Annotated in this window: 17 protein-coding genes; all 17 read right to left on the bottom strand. The window is 38.1% G+C overall.

Going from position 1 to position 16,095, the window contains the following annotated elements:
- Positions 1–47: 47 nt before the first annotated feature.
- Positions 48–380 (bottom strand): CsbD family protein, encoded by a 333-nt coding sequence (locus tag JZO83_RS09415; RefSeq protein WP_207115588.1) that lies wholly within the window; start codon positions 378–380, stop codon positions 48–50.
- A gap of 58 nt (positions 381–438) precedes the next feature.
- Entirely contained in the window at positions 439–1,068 is a 630-nt protein-coding gene (gene coaE, locus JZO83_RS09410; protein ID WP_242542560.1) for a dephospho-CoA kinase, read from the bottom strand.
- Positions 1,032–1,868, bottom strand: coding sequence for a DNA-formamidopyrimidine glycosylase (gene mutM / locus JZO83_RS09405; protein ID WP_206857245.1), 837 nt, complete (start codon positions 1,866–1,868; stop codon positions 1,032–1,034). Before mutM ends, coaE begins: the two co-directional genes overlap by 37 nt.
- Positions 1,869–2,007: 139 nt before the next feature.
- Positions 2,008–4,653 (bottom strand): DNA polymerase I, encoded by a 2,646-nt coding sequence (gene polA / locus JZO83_RS09400; RefSeq protein WP_207115587.1) that lies wholly within the window; start codon positions 4,651–4,653, stop codon positions 2,008–2,010.
- A gap of 250 nt (positions 4,654–4,903) precedes the next feature.
- The gene (locus JZO83_RS09395) at positions 4,904–5,584 is read right to left on the bottom strand and encodes a Bax inhibitor-1/YccA family protein (protein WP_206857234.1); all 681 of its coding nucleotides are present in this window, start codon (positions 5,582–5,584) and stop codon (positions 4,904–4,906) included.
- A 1-nt stretch (position 5,585) separates the two neighbouring features.
- Positions 5,586–6,059, bottom strand: a complete 474-nt coding sequence (locus JZO83_RS09390; RefSeq protein WP_206857232.1) for a MaoC/PaaZ C-terminal domain-containing protein — start codon at positions 6,057–6,059, stop codon at positions 5,586–5,588.
- 327 nt (positions 6,060–6,386) lie between these two features.
- The gene (murC, locus tag JZO83_RS09385; RefSeq protein ID WP_207115586.1) at positions 6,387–7,721 is read right to left on the bottom strand and encodes a UDP-N-acetylmuramate--L-alanine ligase; all 1,335 of its coding nucleotides are present in this window, start codon (positions 7,719–7,721) and stop codon (positions 6,387–6,389) included.
- A gap of 137 nt (positions 7,722–7,858) precedes the next feature.
- Positions 7,859–8,617 carry a YdcF family protein gene (locus JZO83_RS09380; protein ID WP_207115585.1) on the bottom strand — a complete coding sequence of 253 codons (759 nt, stop codon included), beginning with the start codon at positions 8,615–8,617 and terminating at the stop codon, positions 7,859–7,861.
- A gap of 19 nt (positions 8,618–8,636) precedes the next feature.
- Positions 8,637–9,104 carry a SprT family protein gene (locus JZO83_RS09375; protein WP_207115584.1) on the bottom strand — a complete coding sequence of 156 codons (468 nt, stop codon included), beginning with the start codon at positions 9,102–9,104 and terminating at the stop codon, positions 8,637–8,639.
- Entirely contained in the window at positions 9,101–11,281 is a 2,181-nt protein-coding gene (locus JZO83_RS09370; RefSeq protein WP_207115583.1) for a Tex family protein, read from the bottom strand. Before JZO83_RS09370 ends, JZO83_RS09375 begins: the two co-directional genes overlap by 4 nt.
- A gap of 162 nt (positions 11,282–11,443) precedes the next feature.
- Positions 11,444–12,181 carry a metallophosphoesterase family protein gene (locus JZO83_RS09365; RefSeq protein ID WP_207115582.1) on the bottom strand — a complete coding sequence of 246 codons (738 nt, stop codon included), beginning with the start codon at positions 12,179–12,181 and terminating at the stop codon, positions 11,444–11,446.
- A gap of 194 nt (positions 12,182–12,375) precedes the next feature.
- Entirely contained in the window at positions 12,376–13,314 is a 939-nt protein-coding gene (locus tag JZO83_RS09360; RefSeq protein WP_207115581.1) for a rhodanese-related sulfurtransferase, read from the bottom strand.
- Between the two features lie 190 nt (positions 13,315–13,504).
- Positions 13,505–13,876 carry a VOC family protein gene (locus tag JZO83_RS09355; protein ID WP_207115580.1) on the bottom strand — a complete coding sequence of 124 codons (372 nt, stop codon included), beginning with the start codon at positions 13,874–13,876 and terminating at the stop codon, positions 13,505–13,507.
- A 142-nt stretch (positions 13,877–14,018) separates the two neighbouring features.
- Positions 14,019–14,408, bottom strand: a complete 390-nt coding sequence (locus tag JZO83_RS09350; RefSeq protein WP_207115579.1) for a hypothetical protein — start codon at positions 14,406–14,408, stop codon at positions 14,019–14,021.
- A gap of 102 nt (positions 14,409–14,510) precedes the next feature.
- Positions 14,511–14,912, bottom strand: coding sequence for a hypothetical protein (locus JZO83_RS09345; protein WP_242542559.1), 402 nt, complete (start codon positions 14,910–14,912; stop codon positions 14,511–14,513).
- Between the two features lie 18 nt (positions 14,913–14,930).
- Positions 14,931–15,287 carry a hypothetical protein gene (locus JZO83_RS09340; protein WP_207115578.1) on the bottom strand — a complete coding sequence of 119 codons (357 nt, stop codon included), beginning with the start codon at positions 15,285–15,287 and terminating at the stop codon, positions 14,931–14,933.
- A gap of 265 nt (positions 15,288–15,552) precedes the next feature.
- Positions 15,553–15,960 carry a contact-dependent growth inhibition system immunity protein gene (locus JZO83_RS09335; RefSeq protein WP_207115577.1) on the bottom strand — a complete coding sequence of 136 codons (408 nt, stop codon included), beginning with the start codon at positions 15,958–15,960 and terminating at the stop codon, positions 15,553–15,555.
- Positions 15,961–16,095 lie beyond the last annotated feature (135 nt).

Genomic DNA, 16,095 nt, shown 5'->3' with positions numbered 1-16,095 from the left:
TTTCTTTTCTTCTTGATTTTCTGTGTCATTTTGACGTCTAAAAAGCTTTACAGCTTTTCTTCAATGCCGGTGTATCGTTTCATACGCTCTTCTTCGATCTTTTGTTCTGTTGAGCGATGATCCATTTGGGGGTCTTGGTTTTCTTTACGAATTTCTTCAGGATCTTGACGTTCTTTAGTCAAATCTTGTCGTTTTGACTCTTTTTCAGCATGTTGATCTTCTAATTCAGCAATTCTAGCACGGTACTCATCTTCACGGATCTTCCCTTCTTCCGCTTGGATCTGTCCTTTTTCCAGCAAGTCTTCTTTATGGAAAATCTCGCCAATTTTTTCTTTCGCAGAACCTACTACCTTGTCTTTTTGGTTTTTGAATGTACCCATCGTATCATCTCCCCCTCTTTCTTTTATATAAATAGCATAGCAAAATGTTGCAATTTACTCAAAGAAAGCGATTAAACGACAACCATTTTTTGATTTCGTCCGATAAATCTTCTTTTGTTTGACGATTATCGAATACAATATCTGCGCGACGTTTCTTTTCCTCAATGGATAATTGACTTTTGACCCGTTGTTCCGCTTCTTGCTTCGTTAGTTGATTCCGTGCCATCAATCGGTCGATTTGTTGGGATTCGGGAATATAAACGACTGCAACAGCATCCATTTGAGCATCATAATGTCCCTCAAATAATAATGGAATATCAACTACCACCAACGGATGTGTTGCTTTGTTCTTCACGATTTCTTCAGTGATTTTCCCGCGGATAAATGGATCCAATACTTGATTCAATTGCTCACGAGCGGTCACAGAACCAAAAATCAATTGGCCAAGTTTTTGCCGATCTAATTGACCATCCTTTTGCAGTATTTCTTTTCCAAAAGCTTGAACCAGCGCCTGGAGTCCAGGTGTATCTGGTTCAACGACTTCTCTTGCCACTTGATCTGCATCGATCACCGGAAAACCATATTGCTGAAATACAGCCGCCGCAGTACTTTTACCCGTTGCGATCCCACCGGTCAACCCTAACACAAATCCTACTTGGGTATTCTTAGTTTCTGACATGTTGGACAATAGTGCGTCCCCCTTTGCGCAACTTTCGTTTTCACGATTGGTGTTTGACAACGCACACACAACTCGCCTGTTTGACCATAAACATGTAACGCTACTTGAAAACTACCGGATTCTCCTAACGCATTGAGATAACTTCGGATCGTTGTGCCACCAGCTTCAACTGCTCGAGATAACACATCGATGATTGCTTGACGAAGCAGCTTGATTTCTTTAGGACGTAAAGAATCTGCGGGTTGTTCTGGGTGGATCTTCGCTTCCCATAACGCTTCATCTACATAGATATTTCCAAGACCAGTAACAAGTTTTTGATCAAGTAATAATGGTTTAATGGCTTTATGTGATTTTTGTAGACCTAAAGTGAAATCTTTCAATAAAAATAAATCTGGTAAAGGTTCTGGACCTAATTTCAAGATTCCTTTATACGTATTGCTCGCACCTTTTTCCACAATCGTCATACGACCAAATTTCCGGACATCGTGGTAACGCAATTGGCTGCCATCTTCAAAAGAAAAAATCACATGCGTGTGTTTATCGATTGGTTCATCGTTTTCAACGTATTGATACTTTCCTTCCATACGTAAATGAGAGATCATGTCATAATGACTTAAATGAAAAATCAAAAATTTCCCTCTACGACCGATTGCTTCGATAGTTTCACCAACTAAGGTTGCTTCAAAAATCGGTACCTCTGGTTGTTCAATGATTCTCGGCCACAACACTTGGACGTTTTTGATTTTTTTGTTTTTCACTAATTTCTCTAATCCTTTGCGGACCGTTTCAACTTCTGGTAATTCGGGCATGCTTTTTCTCACCTGCAATTTTTACTTATTTGATTGAACTCCCACGTTCTTTTTTCATCGAAAAAAGAAGCTCTTAAATCGAACGAAACCGACCAAAGAGCTTCCCTCGTTGTTTGTTTATCGGTATAACAGTAAAGAATTATTTGGCTTCATACCATGTTTTGCCCCAGCTGCTATCTGTAATCAATGGGACATGTAAGGTAACTGCCTGTTCCATTACTTCACTCACTAATTTATCTAACATTTCCAATTCACTCTCTGGCACTTCAAATACTAGTTCATCGTGTACTTGAAGTAACATCGTCGCTTGGAGGTTCGATTCTTTCAAACGTTTGTCCAATTCGATCATGGCGATTTTCAAGATATCCGCCGCACTTCCTTGAATCGGCGTGTTGATCGCTGTACGTTCCGCAAATGAACGAATGTTATAGTTTCTTGAATTGATATCCGGCAAATAACGACGGCGATGATATAAAGTTTCCACGAAACCTTGATCTTTCGCTTCACGAACGATTCGTTCCATATATTCTTTCACACCAGGATACTTTTCAAAATAAGTATCGATGTATTGTTGTGCTGCTTTACGAGTGATTCCTAGATTCTGCGATAAACCATAATCAGAGATCCCATAAACGATACCAAAGTTGACTGCTTTTGCCTGACGACGCATATTTGGTGTCACATCTTCTGCTTTTTCAATCCCAAATACACGCATGGCAGTACTTGAGTGGATATCTTGCCCTTCTAAAAAGGCAGCTTTTAGATGCTCATCATCTGAGATATGCGCCAACACACGTAATTCGATCTGTGAATAGTCAGAAGAATAGATCAACCAATCTTTATCTCGCGGAACAAAGGCTTGACGGATCTTACGCCCTTCATCCAAACGGATCGGAATATTTTGCAAGTTAGGATCGACCGAACTCAAACGACCTGTCTGTGTCAATGTCTGAACGTAACGAGTATGGACTTTGCCGTCCGATTGGATCACTTTCAACAAGCCTTCGACATAGGTCGATTGGATTTTAGCGATTTGGCGATAGATCAAAATATCATCCACGATTGGTGCTTGCTCACGTAATTGTTCTAAGACATCAACAGCTGTTGAATAGCCAGTTTTCGTTTTCTTGATCACTGGTAGACCCATTTTTTCAAACAGGATCACACCTAATTGTTTTGGCGAGTTCAGATTGAACTCTTCGCCAGCTTCTTCATAGATTTTTTGCTCGATCTCTCGCAAACGATCTGAAAATTCGATTTTCATTTCTTGTAGACGTGTGGCATCCACTTTGATCCCGCTGATCTCCATTTCAGCTAAAATAATCGACAAAGGCAATTCCATTTTGCGGAAAAGATCCTCTTGATTTTTTTCTGCAAGTTCTTGGCTTAGTTTAGGAGTCAACCCATTGATTGCTGAAACTTTCCGTGCTAAGTGAGCAAAGAAAACTTCTTCATCTTCTGGCAATCCTTTCTTCGCGCCTTTTCCGTAGATCGCTTCATCCGATTGGATATCATGATAGCCATAATGCGTAGCAACACCTTCAATGTCGTCACTTTTCTCATTGGTATCCAATAAGTAAGCACCTAATAAGACATCGAAGTCGATTCCTTGTAATTTGGTCGCATAGCGGTTCAATGCTACATACGTACGTTTCGCATCATAGACATTTTTCAAACGCGTCTTATCCCCGACCCATGAAAGAAATGCTTCATTTTCAAAAATCGCTAAGTCATTTGTGACATAGATTTTTTCTGATGTTCCCCAAGCAACACCAACGATGTCTTCTGTGTGGTAGTTATCTCCCATCATTTCGACATATAAAGCCATATTCGTCTGGAACATGCTTTCATCATATTCATGGACGACTTCAAATAAAATATCTTTCATTTCTGCTTGTTCTTCGACAACATCTAATTTAGCAAGGAATTGTTTGAAATCCATTTCTTTGAAGAAAGGCACTAACTTTTCCAAATCTTTCCCTTGGTATGCAAGAGAGTCAATATCGACTTCCACAGGTGCATCGGTATCGATCGTTGCTAATTTTTTAGATAAGAAAGCTTGCTCTTTATCATTGATCAGATTTTCTTTCATCTTGCTTTGTTTCATTTCGTCGATATGCTCATAGATCCCTTCAATTGAGCCATATTGGTTCAACAGCTTGATTGCTGTTTTTTCACCGATTTTAGTTACACCAGGGATATTATCTGACGCATCACCTGCTAACCCTTTCATATCGATGATTTGATTTGGTGTAAGTCCATTATATTTTTCTGCTACGTGTTCTGGCGTATAGCTTTCAATGTCACTTACACCTTTCACTGTGATATCGACTTTGATTTCTTTTGATGCCAGCTGTGTCAAATCTCGGTCACCTGATAAGACAACCACATCAAATTTTTCTTTATCTACTTTTTCTGCTAAGGTCCCGATGATATCATCCGCCTCATAGTTTGGCAGCTCGTAATATTTCACGCCTAGTCCTGTTAAAAGTTCACGGATATAAGGCATTTGTTCTTTAAATTCTCCCGGTGTTTTTGAACGTCCACCTTTGTATTCTGCATACATCTCTGTTCGAAATGTCGTTTTCCCTGCATCAAAAGCAACCAAAACATGCGTCGGCTGCTCTTTTTGCATGACGTTCTCAAACATATTATGAAAGGCATAAATAGCGTTTGTGTGTAACCCATTACGATTTTTAAAACGTTCCAACGAATTGTGCAGCGCAAAGAATGCACGAAATGCCACACTATTTCCGTCAACGAGTAATAATTTATTTTTTGTCATCCGCTTAACTCCTTACTATAAAGTTCTTTCTCATTCTAACAAAGAATGCCTAAGAATGCGAAAAGAAAAAACGGATAAGGGAAAGGTTGTGAGAAAAGCGGTCAGCACTAAGGCGGAAGACAGAAAATTGAGAATGGTTTCTAAACCATTAATCGAACAAAAAAAGAACCCACTAGAATTTGATCATCAAACTCTGTGGATTCTCTCGTTATTCACTATTTTTATCTCTTACACCATGTTTCTTGATTGCTTAGTTATTGCGTCCAAAGATTCGTAAGAACGCTAAGAACAAGTTGATGAAATCAAGATATAGTTGAAGTGCTAAGAATACGGCAACGCCACTATTTGCTTGTCCATTTGATTGGACATAAACATTACCGATCTTTTGATTGTCGTAAGCTGTGATCCCTGCAAAAATCACTACAAGTAGTAATGAGATAAACAGTTCAACTGCACTACTTCTCAAGATAAAGACATTCAAGACCATCGCGATGATCACACCGATCAATGCTGCCATTCCCGCACGACCAACACCTGTCAAATCTTTTTTCGTAAACATCCCGATCGCTGACATCCCAATAAACATCCCTGTTGCTGAGATAAAAGCAGTCGTGATCGTTCCAATGTCATAAAAAGCTAAAGTGACAGCTAAAACGAGACCGTTCAGCAAGGAATATGCGACGAATCCGCCAATGGCTAAGCTTGGATTTTTTTGAGCTTTCGTGCCTAAAACTAACACCAAAATGATTTGGACGATCCATAATCCCATAAAACCTAATGGGAAGTTGTTGATAAAGCTTGCTACTTGATACGGAAAGACTTGGATTGCTAGATAAGAAGTAAGCGCACTTAACGCTAGACCGATTCCTAAAAATCCGTAGACTTTCGCATAAAAGCGGTTGATACTATTTGAAATAATTTGATTGTTCATATTATTCACCTTCACTTTCAAGAGTTGGTTCTTGCTCTAATTCTGGTGGTTGGACCATGACTACGGCATCTAACACACGGTTGTCTTGTGTATTTGCTGCCTCCACTGAAATAGTCACGACATTTTTCATTTTATCCACTCGAATGACTTCAAACTGAAACGTCAATGTTTCATAATGAAAAACCGGCTCGACAAAATTAGCTGAAAAATTCACCACATGAGAACCTGGACCAGGCAAGTGTTTAGACACTGCACTTGTAATGATTCCCATTAACATCACAGATGGAACGATTGGTTGATGATATTCCGTTTTCTGTGCAAAATCATGTTGGATATATAAAGGGTTGGCATCATTTGTTAATCCTAAATACAATAATAACTGGTTATCTTCGATTGATTCTGTTAAAGATAACGAGTCACCTTCCTCGATCTCATTGATTGTTTTTCCTAATTTACGCGGTTTACTTATGTTCAAGTTTAAACCCTCCAGTTTATTTATTCATTCGTACCAATTGTACCAAATCATACAAAAAACGCAAGTTACAGAACATGCTTATGTCTTTCACTTATGTAAGTCAGCGCATGAATTGCCATACGTTATTTATCGAGAACTATACCACAATTGAACAAAAACCGGTCGTATTTTGTCTGGATATTTTAAGATTTTTTAACTACACCAGATAGATTCAATAACTAAAAAAGAAACAGACGAGCTTTGAGAAAAAATCATCCGCAACTAAACGCAAAAAGAGGCCGTCACAAGACAACCTCTTTGGCACTAAATTCTTTTTCCGTTAAATGATCAAAGAACGTTTTTCGTCGTACTGCTCAACAATTTTTCGTAAGCTTGTTCAAATTTTTGAACATCGCCAGCACCCATAAAAATAATGACTGCTTCATGATAGTCTAGCAATGGCGAAACATTGTCTTCTTTGATTACTTGACCGCCTTTATTGATTTTTGCACCTAAGTCTTCGATCTTAACGTCCCCTTGTTCTTCACGGGCAGAACCAAAGATATCACATAGATATACTTCATCCGCTAAATCTAACGCTTCCGCAAACTCATCCATCAAGGCAATCGTACGAGTAAATGTATGTGGTTGGAAGACCGCAATGATTTGTTTATCTGGATATTTTTGACGCGCGCCATCGATCGTTGCTTTGATTTCAGCTGGATGGTGAGCATAATCATCAACGACTGTCATGTCAGCCACGAGTTTTTCACTAAAACGGCGTTTCACACCAGGAAATGTCAACATTTCATCCGCCACTTCTTTGACATCTAATTTTTCAAAGTAAGCAACAGCAATGACACCAAGAGCATTTAAGATATTGTGTTTTCCAAATGCTGGAACTGTAAAGTGGCCAACAAATTCATCCCCATGGAACACATCAAATGCTGAACCAGTGGTCGTACGTTCAATATTTCTTGCTTGGATATCGTCATCTTCATTCATACCATAATAATAAATTGGCACATCTGCTTCTAATTTTCGTAAATAGTCGTCATCTCCGTAAGCAAAGATCGCTTTCTTCACTTGTTTTGCCATCGTTTGGAAAGCAGAGAAAACATCATCGATACTTGTGTAATAGTCAGGATGATCAAAATCGATATTCGTCATGATCACATAGTCAGGTGAGTAAGCCAAAAAGTGACGACGATATTCACATGCTTCAAAAGCAAAGAATTCTGCCTCTGGATCACCATGGCCAGTACCGTCACCAATCAAATAACTTGTGGGACGAATACCTGTCAATACATGAGATAATAAACCTGTCGTACTTGTTTTCCCGTGGGAACCAGTGACAGCGATACTAGTATAATTTTGGATAAAATCGGCAATAAAATCATGGTAACGGATCACTTCTAACCCAAGCTCTTTTGCTCGTTGGATCTCTTCATGCGAATCTGGAAATGCATTGCCCGCGATTACGATCATTCCTGGTTTCACGTTTTCTGCATTAAACGGCAAGATCGGAATATTGGCTTTTTCTAAATCTCTTTGAGTAAAGAAATATTTTTCAATATCTGATCCTTGAACATCTAACCCTTTTTCATGTAATACAAGTGCCAACGAGCTCATTCCTGAGCCTTTAATACCAACAAAGTGGTACAAGTTTTCTTGATTTTTCATTTGAATCCTCTTCTCTTAACTATCATCCATTATTTTATTCATACATTCAACACGAAACCCATTATCTTATAAACGATAAAAAATTTCAACCAAATTTATTCGGATGACCCTCTATTACTTAACTATCAGCTTTCCTATCACCTTTGGAGCGACGCTTTTTCATTGATCGCAATCAAACGTAAATAAGCAGACCACACTTCATCTGGGATATCGACATGACCGATAAACCCTTTCCCATTGGGACCATATCCTTGGGCATCATCTTTCAAACGAACCATTTCTCCTAATACCAATGCTTGAAAATAATCAGCAGGCCATAAGTCATTTAGTCTTTGATCAGAGAAACTGAATCCCTTGGTACTTTCTGTCACTTGAGGAAGAATCGGCACATAATTATAAAAATCTACCGATGTCTTGCCCCATTCTTTCTCAAAAGTTGCCTTTGTCCGTCGTTGCAAAGTAGGATCATTCATCAACAAGATCCGCTCAGGTAAAGAGCCAAGTTTGCTTAACAACTCATAGGAAAACAAAGCATTTTCACCACTATTTGTCGATTTCGTTTCTAATAGCATGGCTTCTTCAGGTAACTGATATTTTTCAATAAGATACTTGGCACAAAGTTCACTTTCGCTTAATCCTTGTTCAAAATCATACCCTTGTTTCTCGAAATTTCGATAGAGATACTTCGTCGCATGTCCGATCCCACCGACTAAAACGATTTGGTCAATTTGCTGGTTCAAATAAGCCTTTGCCGCTTCATCTGCTAATACAGGTAAACAGTTCCCAGCTAAAATCAGCATTGGGGCTTTTAATTCCGAATAGTTCTGTGGATCAGCTTCTGCTAAAAAAGCCAATAAACGATTCCAGTCAGCGTTTCTTGCTTGTTCATCTGTCATTTCTCTCACTCCTCATGCATTACTCAACATTCGAATACGTGGTTTCTTTCCATACCAAACGTCCTCTGCAACGTCCACATAAATAGCGATCTGTATTGATTTTTCTTTTACGATAGATCCAATTGGCACAACGTTGACATTGATAGCTTTCAATTTTTTGTCTTCGGTTTGGAGGGGTTGCTGGTGCATAGCGCAACCCACCGGTCATTGCCAATAACTGTTTGAAATCCGCATCACGATGACGGTAGCCTTTTCCGGTCAAGTGGAGATGGTAATGGCACAGCTCGTGTTTGATGATCCCGATAATCGTTTCTTGATTGGTTGCCGCAAACATCGTCGGATTAAAATCCAAGTGATGATCGCTCAAATGATATCTGCCACCCGTTGTTTTCAACCGCTGATTGAACTTTGCTTCATGACTGAACGGACGATTGAAGCTGGTCAACGAAACTTCTTCGACCAACTGCTGTAATTCTTCTTGCGTCACGCTTTTTCCTCGTAAGGTGAGAGCATCGTCAAGCTGATACGCCCTTTGTTCGTGTCCACTTGTTCGATCCACACAGTCACTACATCCCCGACCGAAACGACATCAGTTGGATGTTTGACAAACTTATTGCTTAATTTGGAGATATGGACTAAACCATCTTGTTTCACACCGATATCAACAAATGCGCCAAAATCGATCACATTCCGAACCGTTCCTTTTAATTCCATACCCGGCTTCAAATCTTCCATACTCAATACATCCGAACGCAATAGCGGTGCAGGCATTTCATCCCGCATATCTCTTCCTGGCTGAGTCAAGCCTTCTAAAATATCTTTCAACGTTTCTTCACCGACCGGTACTTGTTTCACTAAGTGTTGCGGTGAAAGCTGACTTAATTTTTCGATGGCTTCTTTACTTCCTAAATCTTTTTCAGATAGTTGATTCGCCTTTAAGATTTCTTTTGCTACTGGATAGCTTTCTGGATGGATCGCGGTATTATCAAGCACGTTTTTGCCACCAGGCACACGCAAGAAACCAATGGCTTGTTCATATGCTTTTGGTCCTAAACGTGGGACCTTCTTCAATTGCACCCGAGAAGCAAAAGCCCCTTGCTCTTCACGATAAGTTACGATATTTTGTGCAGTCGTCTTGTTAAGTCCAGAAATATGCTGCAATAACTGAGGGCTAGCCGTATTGACATCCACCCCTACTTGGTTGACAGCTGTTTCAACAACAAAGTCCAACTGTTCAGCTAATCTTTTTTGAGAAACATCATGTTGATATTGTCCGACTCCGACTGCTTTAGGATCGATTTTCACTAATTCTGCCAATGGATCTTGTAGTCTTCTTGCAATCGATACAGCACTACGCTCTTCTACTTGTAACTCTGGAAATTCTTTCCGAGCAATATCACTCGCAGAATAGACAGAAGCGCCTGCTTCATTGACGATCGCATAAAAAGCTTGATGTTTGGCTAGCTTCAATTGTTCCGCAACAAACAACTCCGATTCACGACTAGCAGTACCATTACCGATCGCAACCATATCCACTTGATACTGATCGATCAATTTTACAAATGCAGGCCCTGCTTCGGCTCTTTTTGCTTGATTAGCTGGTTTATGCGGATAGATCACTTCGATCGCCAACACTTTACCTGTCGCGTCAACGACTGCTAATTTGCAACCTGTACGATAAGCCGGGTCAAAGCCTAAGACAACTTTTCCTTTCAAAGGAGGTTGTAACAACAAGTTACGTAAATTTTCACCAAATATAGCGATTGCTTGTTCATCGGCTTTTTCGGTCAACTCATTACGAACTTCTCTTTCAATCGCTGGCTGGATGAATCGCTTATAACTATCTTGGATCGCTAAACGAACATAGCTAGCAGAAGGGGAAGTTGTATCATGAATCAATTGTTTTTCCAAGTAAGTCAAAATTGCAGCTTCATCAACCGTTAAACTGACTTTCAATACTTCTTCTTTTTCCCCGCGATTAGTAGCTAAGATCCGATGCGAAACGATTTTATGGATAGGTTCAGAAAACTCGTAATACATTTCGTATACGCCTTTTTCGTCATTTTCTTTGTTTTTGACCGTACTTTCGTAAAGACCCTTGTTGTACGTATATGAACGGACCCATGTCCTGAATTTTGCATTGTCACTGACTTGCTCCGCAATGATTTCGTGTGCGCCCTGCAATGCTTCTTCCGGCGTAGGGACTTCCTCAGTGACGTATTTCGCTGCTTCAGCAAAAACCTCCGCCGACGTAAGCGTCAATAACCAAGTGGCTAACGGTTCTAAGCCTTTTTCTTTGGCAATCGTTGCTTTCGTTCTTCGTTTTTGTTTGTAAGGACGATACAAGTCTTCTACTTGCTGCATCTTCACTGATTGCGTAATACTTTGTTGTAATTCTGGCGTCAATTTCCCTTGTTCATCGATCAGACGCAAAACTTCTGTTTTACGTTTCTCAAGATTTTCCAAATAAGCATAGCGCTCTTCGATTTCACGAATTTGTACTTCGTCTAAACTTCCGGTCATTTCTTTGCGGTAACGGGCAATAAATGGTACCGTGTTGCCTTCTGCTAATAAATTTAAAACAGTCGTTAACTGCTTTGCTTGATAATCTGCCAATTCTTTTTTTACAAGATCTAGAATCGTTGGATTTATTTTGTCTGTCATTACATAGCCTCTTTTCTAAGTCAAAATCGAAACTTGCTCTCGGTTATACTTATAAATAGCAAGAATCGAAAAAAGTCATTCTGGTCTATTTTATCATAGAATCTCGTATTTCTAAATGTAACTAAAAAGGCCTGGATAAGAATGCTCTCCAGCCCTTTTCTGTCAATAACGAGGTTGCCATGGACCTTGATTGTTTTGATACTCGATATCTTGGATGATTCCAGTTTGATCAAAAACAACACCGTGCATCGAGCCACCAAAAACAGCTCCCCCATCGATCCCTATTTTCTGATCTCGTATCCATAAATCGGTCGTCTGCATATCCCCATGGAGCAATGGAGTGATCGTATGACCAAATACGATCGTCTTACCAGTCAAATTCTTTCGCTCATGAAAAGGTTCCCTGATCCATAAAAAATCACTAGGACTTGTCTTTCGCCAATCTTTTTTTGTTAAATCAACACCTGCATGAACAAAAAGATAATCTTTCCATTCGTAATATAAAGGTAAATTGCATAAAAAATCAACTAGTTCTGAATATCTTGAACGGATCATCATCGCGATCTCCGTCGGTGAATACTCTTCTGCTGCACCTGGATGCAAGAGACTCTCCATTGTTTCTCTTCCACCGTTTCGTAAATAAGATGGATACCAATCTTCAGGGTCTTGGAGAAATTGTAAGAAATATTCTTCATGGTTTCCTCGCAAATAGACCGCACCCGTCTCTTTTGCTAACTTCATGCCTAACAACAAGCAATCTTTTGTTTTTGGCCCGCGATCATTTAGATCACCAATCAACACTAATTGATGGATACGTGGATCGTAGTATGTCAGTAATTTTTGAAAAAGATCATAACTTCCATGGACATCACCGATTGCATAAACAAATGGTTGATTCATGATAACACCACCTTTTCATTTGATTATAGCTCAATTTCTCCCTCAAAGGTAGCAACATTTTTCGCTTTGCTAAAGGAACAACCGCTTGATTTCAGGCTAAAATGAGAGCCACGAAAATTTGCAAAACAAATTTCATGACTCTCATTTTATTTTATGGTCGCTAACCTTCTATTTTAAGTTTTAAAAAAAACGAATTAAGCAAACACTGCTAATTGTGCATCGATTTCTTCTGTAGAAAGATTTCTTTCTTTGACATAGCGATTATGTGGATGTTTTGCACATGCTACGGAACATGAGCCTAAATGTTTTTCTTCGTTTTCAACGGATGCTAACATTTGACGGTTACATTCTGGATTTGCACAGTTGATGTAACGTTCACATGGCGTACCATCAAACCAGTCCTTACCAACAATCTGCTTATCAACGTGGTTGATGTCGACCGCGATACGCTCATCAAAAACGTACATTTTGCCATCCCATAGTTCCCCTTGGACCTCTGGATCTTTACCATATGTCGCAATACCACCATGTAACTGACCTACGTCCTTGAATCCTTCTCTCACTAACCAACCAGAGAATTTTTCACAGCGAATCCCACCTGTACAGTAAGTCACGACACGTTTTTCCATGAATTCTTCTTTATGATCGCGAATCCATTGTGGCAGTTCTCTAAAACTACGAATATCCGGACGAACCGCCCCTCTAAAATGACCAAGATCATATTCATAATCATTCCGTGCATCGATGACAACAGTATCTTCATCCAGAATCACTTCTTTAAATTCTTTCGGTGACAAATAAGCCCCTGTCATTTCTTTCGGATCAATATCATCTTCTAGTTTTAACGAAACCAGTTCAGGACGCGCACGAACGAACATTTTTTTGAACGCATGCCCCTCGCTAGGATCGATTTTGAAGAATGTATCCGCAAAACGTTCATCTGCTAGCATCGCTTCCATGTATGCCTCAGTCTCTGCAATCGTTCCAGAAACCGTGCCGTTGATTCCTTCTTCTGCGACAAGAATACGACCTTTCAAATTCAAAGATTTACAAAAAGCAAGATGCTCCTTCGCAAAAAGTTCAGGATCAGTGATCGTTGTATATTTATAATATAATAGTACTTGGTAATCCATTTAGTTACTTCCTTCCTACAATTCATTCCATAATAGTATAAAGAAGTCTAAATAAAATGACGATTTTTCTGCTTGTGTATTTATGCGCAAGAGGCAGTTTACATAAAATAATTATTGTAATTATATTTCTAAGGTCACAAAAAATCCGACTGAAATTTCCAGCCGGAGTCCTCACTTCATTCTTACTACTTTATTTTCCAGTCACAGCAAAGTAATTGCCATCAGGGTCTGCAAAATTAAAGACATATTCTTCCCCTAGTTGAACCAAATCACCTAATGTCACTTCTAATTCTTGCATCTTTTTGTATAGATCAAAAATCCCTTCACTATAGAACATCAATGAAGGTGCGCCACTAGCAGTTCCTGGTGAATGCTGTTCAATGAATTCACGATCATATAAGACAAACGCTGTATCAGCATCTTTCGATTGCGCAATCTCAATAATCAACGTACCATCCATCTCTTGACGATCTAATTCCACAAAACCAATCTGCTGCCAAAACGTAGCATTTTTTTCGACGTCATCGACATATAACATTATTTTCATTTCATTCGTAAACATTCATTCATTCCTCCACTTTTTTCGTCTTTGCTAGTTTAGCATAGCTTATACTGAAAATCTATGTTGGAGAGGTGCGGATGAGGAGAGTTATTGTTGTCTTTCATTATGAGAGAAATCAGTTAAAAAATATTTTAATATAGTATTATTCGAAATCGGGATGAATAATAGCATTCACCTGAATAAGATCTTTTCGACTATATTTGTAGCTTAACTTTTTTTGTTTACTAATGGACTTGCTTGCAGAAATTTTATTGATATAGTAAACATCTCCTTTTTCGTTTGCAACTTCTGATAAAACTGTTCTGCCGATTGAAACATCATTAATATATTGAAATTTTTCACCACTATCATCTTGTCCACCAAAAAGAAAAATTTTACAATCATATACTTCATTTATTTGCATAAAATCAAAATTTTTAAAACTAGTAACCGCAGAATCATCAAAACATAAATCAATTGTAGCTGTATCTAAATTTTCCAACTCTAAATTCCGTGTAGCTACTGATTCTTCTACGGAAAGTAGTCTATACATGTGCATCCTCCTAGTTTAAATAGTTACGTGGATTGCTCTTGTTGGTAAATCGGTTGATTCGTTACTGCTCGATCCTCTAACTTTCGTCAGAAACCAAAACATTTATTTCAAATTGATTTTTCTTGCCAAAAGAATCGATTTTCTTGCATATTTATTTTTCACCTGAATCTCTTTACAAACGATATTCATTGTCATAATCGATAGATCAAGGAAACATTCCACGAAGTTCTGATTTCCTTCATATTTTTTCAAAGAGATATCTTGTCCATCATAGCCAAGTTGTCCCCCTCGCATCTCTTTTACGTTATCTATCTTTCGCCAATTAGCATCGGTCTCATAACTAACTTTATAACAAGATAAAAAACAAATTTTCCAACAAGTTTCTTCATCATTTTCTATAAAAATGTATACTTCGTCATTAAAATACTGAGTTTGAATATCCAATATTGACATATCCCAGTACTTCGTATCATCAATTTTCTTTTGTAATAATTCAATATTCAACATTTACCTCCAAAATTATTACTCATAGTTGATATAGATTTTACTCAAATAATTATTTTCTAAAAATAAAACAATTGCTTGTACTACTTCTTCTAATATCTCTTTTATTGAAGTTTGATTGATCTTGCTGATATCGAAACACCTTAATTGATCAATAATAAGCGACTTATCCTTGATCAACCACGGTGAATCATCATACCATCCCTCATGATGAAAATATTCTTTCACCATCCCCTTTTTTTCGACATTACAATCTAATAAATGATCTAAAATAGTTTCAAAATAGCCGTTCCAAATGATAAGTTTATTATCAGTAGCTACAAAAGAAAGCTCCGCTTCTCCTTCAAAACCTTCATAAAACCTATTGTCAATCATAGAATCCATTCCTTCCATTGACCTTTATTTAATTGTTCTGTAGTAATATTCCCTGCTTTTTTCAGTTATTGTATCGTACTGTTCTTCACCTGTTTTAAGCCTCTAGTCAGTAATACTTGATGCGATGCGTAATAGGCAATATTTAGTTTCATTGATCCATATATCGCCGGATTGCACGGTAAAGACATTTATTTCGTACGAAGAATGTTTTCTGTTGATTGACGATTGATTTTGGCTCAAAGTATCTTTTCACTCTTTCTAAAGTTTACAAGTTAGAAATTATTTTTTTTAATTGTTCATATTTCTCCATAAATTCGTCTCTTTCAAAAGCAAAATCCCACAGATGATTATCTATGTTTTGATCTATGTGTGAAGGTAATTCTTTTAGTTCTTTTGTATATTTTTTCAATTTCTCAATCGACACATTTGCTAACTGTTCTAAAAATTGTCCGTCCCATAATTCACCAGCCAATGGATCGTTTATAATAAATTCTAACGCTTTTTTTATTGCTAACTCCTCAACCTCATGCTGAGAAAACATTGTGTAAACATCATTTTCATCTATATCATCTTCTGTTTTATTCAATAATTTATTTAACCAAATATCATACTTCTTGCTTACAATAGGAAAATCGTCATTTATATGATAAATATCTTTTATTTTTTCTGCCATTGATCTATCCATCCATATTCATAAATAAGTTATCTATATTTCTGAGATTCTCGTCTTAATGGCTCTAAGTAAACCTATAAATTATATTTCTAAACTCTTTTTAACTCTTTTCAATAATCCGATTAACTCACTATC

Origin of the sequence: Enterococcus sp. DIV1298c, from assembly GCF_017316315.1 — a bacterium.
Taxonomy (GTDB): Bacteria; Bacillota; Bacilli; order Lactobacillales; family Enterococcaceae; genus Enterococcus_B; species Enterococcus_B mangumiae.
The sequence above is the reverse complement of the archived record's forward strand: the minus strand, read 5'-3'. Positions and strand labels throughout refer to the sequence as shown.

Coding starts and splice junctions, on each gene's coding strand:
- JZO83_RS09415 (WP_207115588.1), bottom strand. CDS start 380: ATGGGTACATTCAAAAACCAAAAAGACAAGGTAGTAGGTTCTGCGAAA.
- mutM (WP_206857245.1), bottom strand. CDS start 1,868: ATGCCCGAATTACCAGAAGTTGAAACGGTCCGCAAAGGATTAGAGAAA.
- polA (WP_207115587.1), bottom strand. CDS start 4,653: ATGACAAAAAATAAATTATTACTCGTTGACGGAAATAGTGTGGCATTT.
- JZO83_RS09395 (WP_206857234.1), bottom strand. CDS start 5,584: ATGAACAATCAAATTATTTCAAATAGTATCAACCGCTTTTATGCGAAA.
- murC (WP_207115586.1), bottom strand. CDS start 7,721: ATGAAAAATCAAGAAAACTTGTACCACTTTGTTGGTATTAAAGGCTCA.
- JZO83_RS09380 (WP_207115585.1), bottom strand. CDS start 8,617: ATGACAGATGAACAAGCAAGAAACGCTGACTGGAATCGTTTATTGGCT.
- JZO83_RS09370 (WP_207115583.1), bottom strand. CDS start 11,281: ATGACAGACAAAATAAATCCAACGATTCTAGATCTTGTAAAAAAAGAA.
- JZO83_RS09365 (WP_207115582.1), bottom strand. CDS start 12,181: ATGAATCAACCATTTGTTTATGCAATCGGTGATGTCCATGGAAGTTAT.
- JZO83_RS09360 (WP_207115581.1), bottom strand. CDS start 13,314: ATGGATTACCAAGTACTATTATATTATAAATATACAACGATCACTGAT.
- JZO83_RS09355 (WP_207115580.1), bottom strand. CDS start 13,876: ATGTTTACGAATGAAATGAAAATAATGTTATATGTCGATGACGTCGAA.
- JZO83_RS09350 (WP_207115579.1), bottom strand. CDS start 14,408: ATGTATAGACTACTTTCCGTAGAAGAATCAGTAGCTACACGGAATTTA.
- JZO83_RS09340 (WP_207115578.1), bottom strand. CDS start 15,287: ATGATTGACAATAGGTTTTATGAAGGTTTTGAAGGAGAAGCGGAGCTT.
- JZO83_RS09335 (WP_207115577.1), bottom strand. CDS start 15,960: ATGGCAGAAAAAATAAAAGATATTTATCATATAAATGACGATTTTCCT.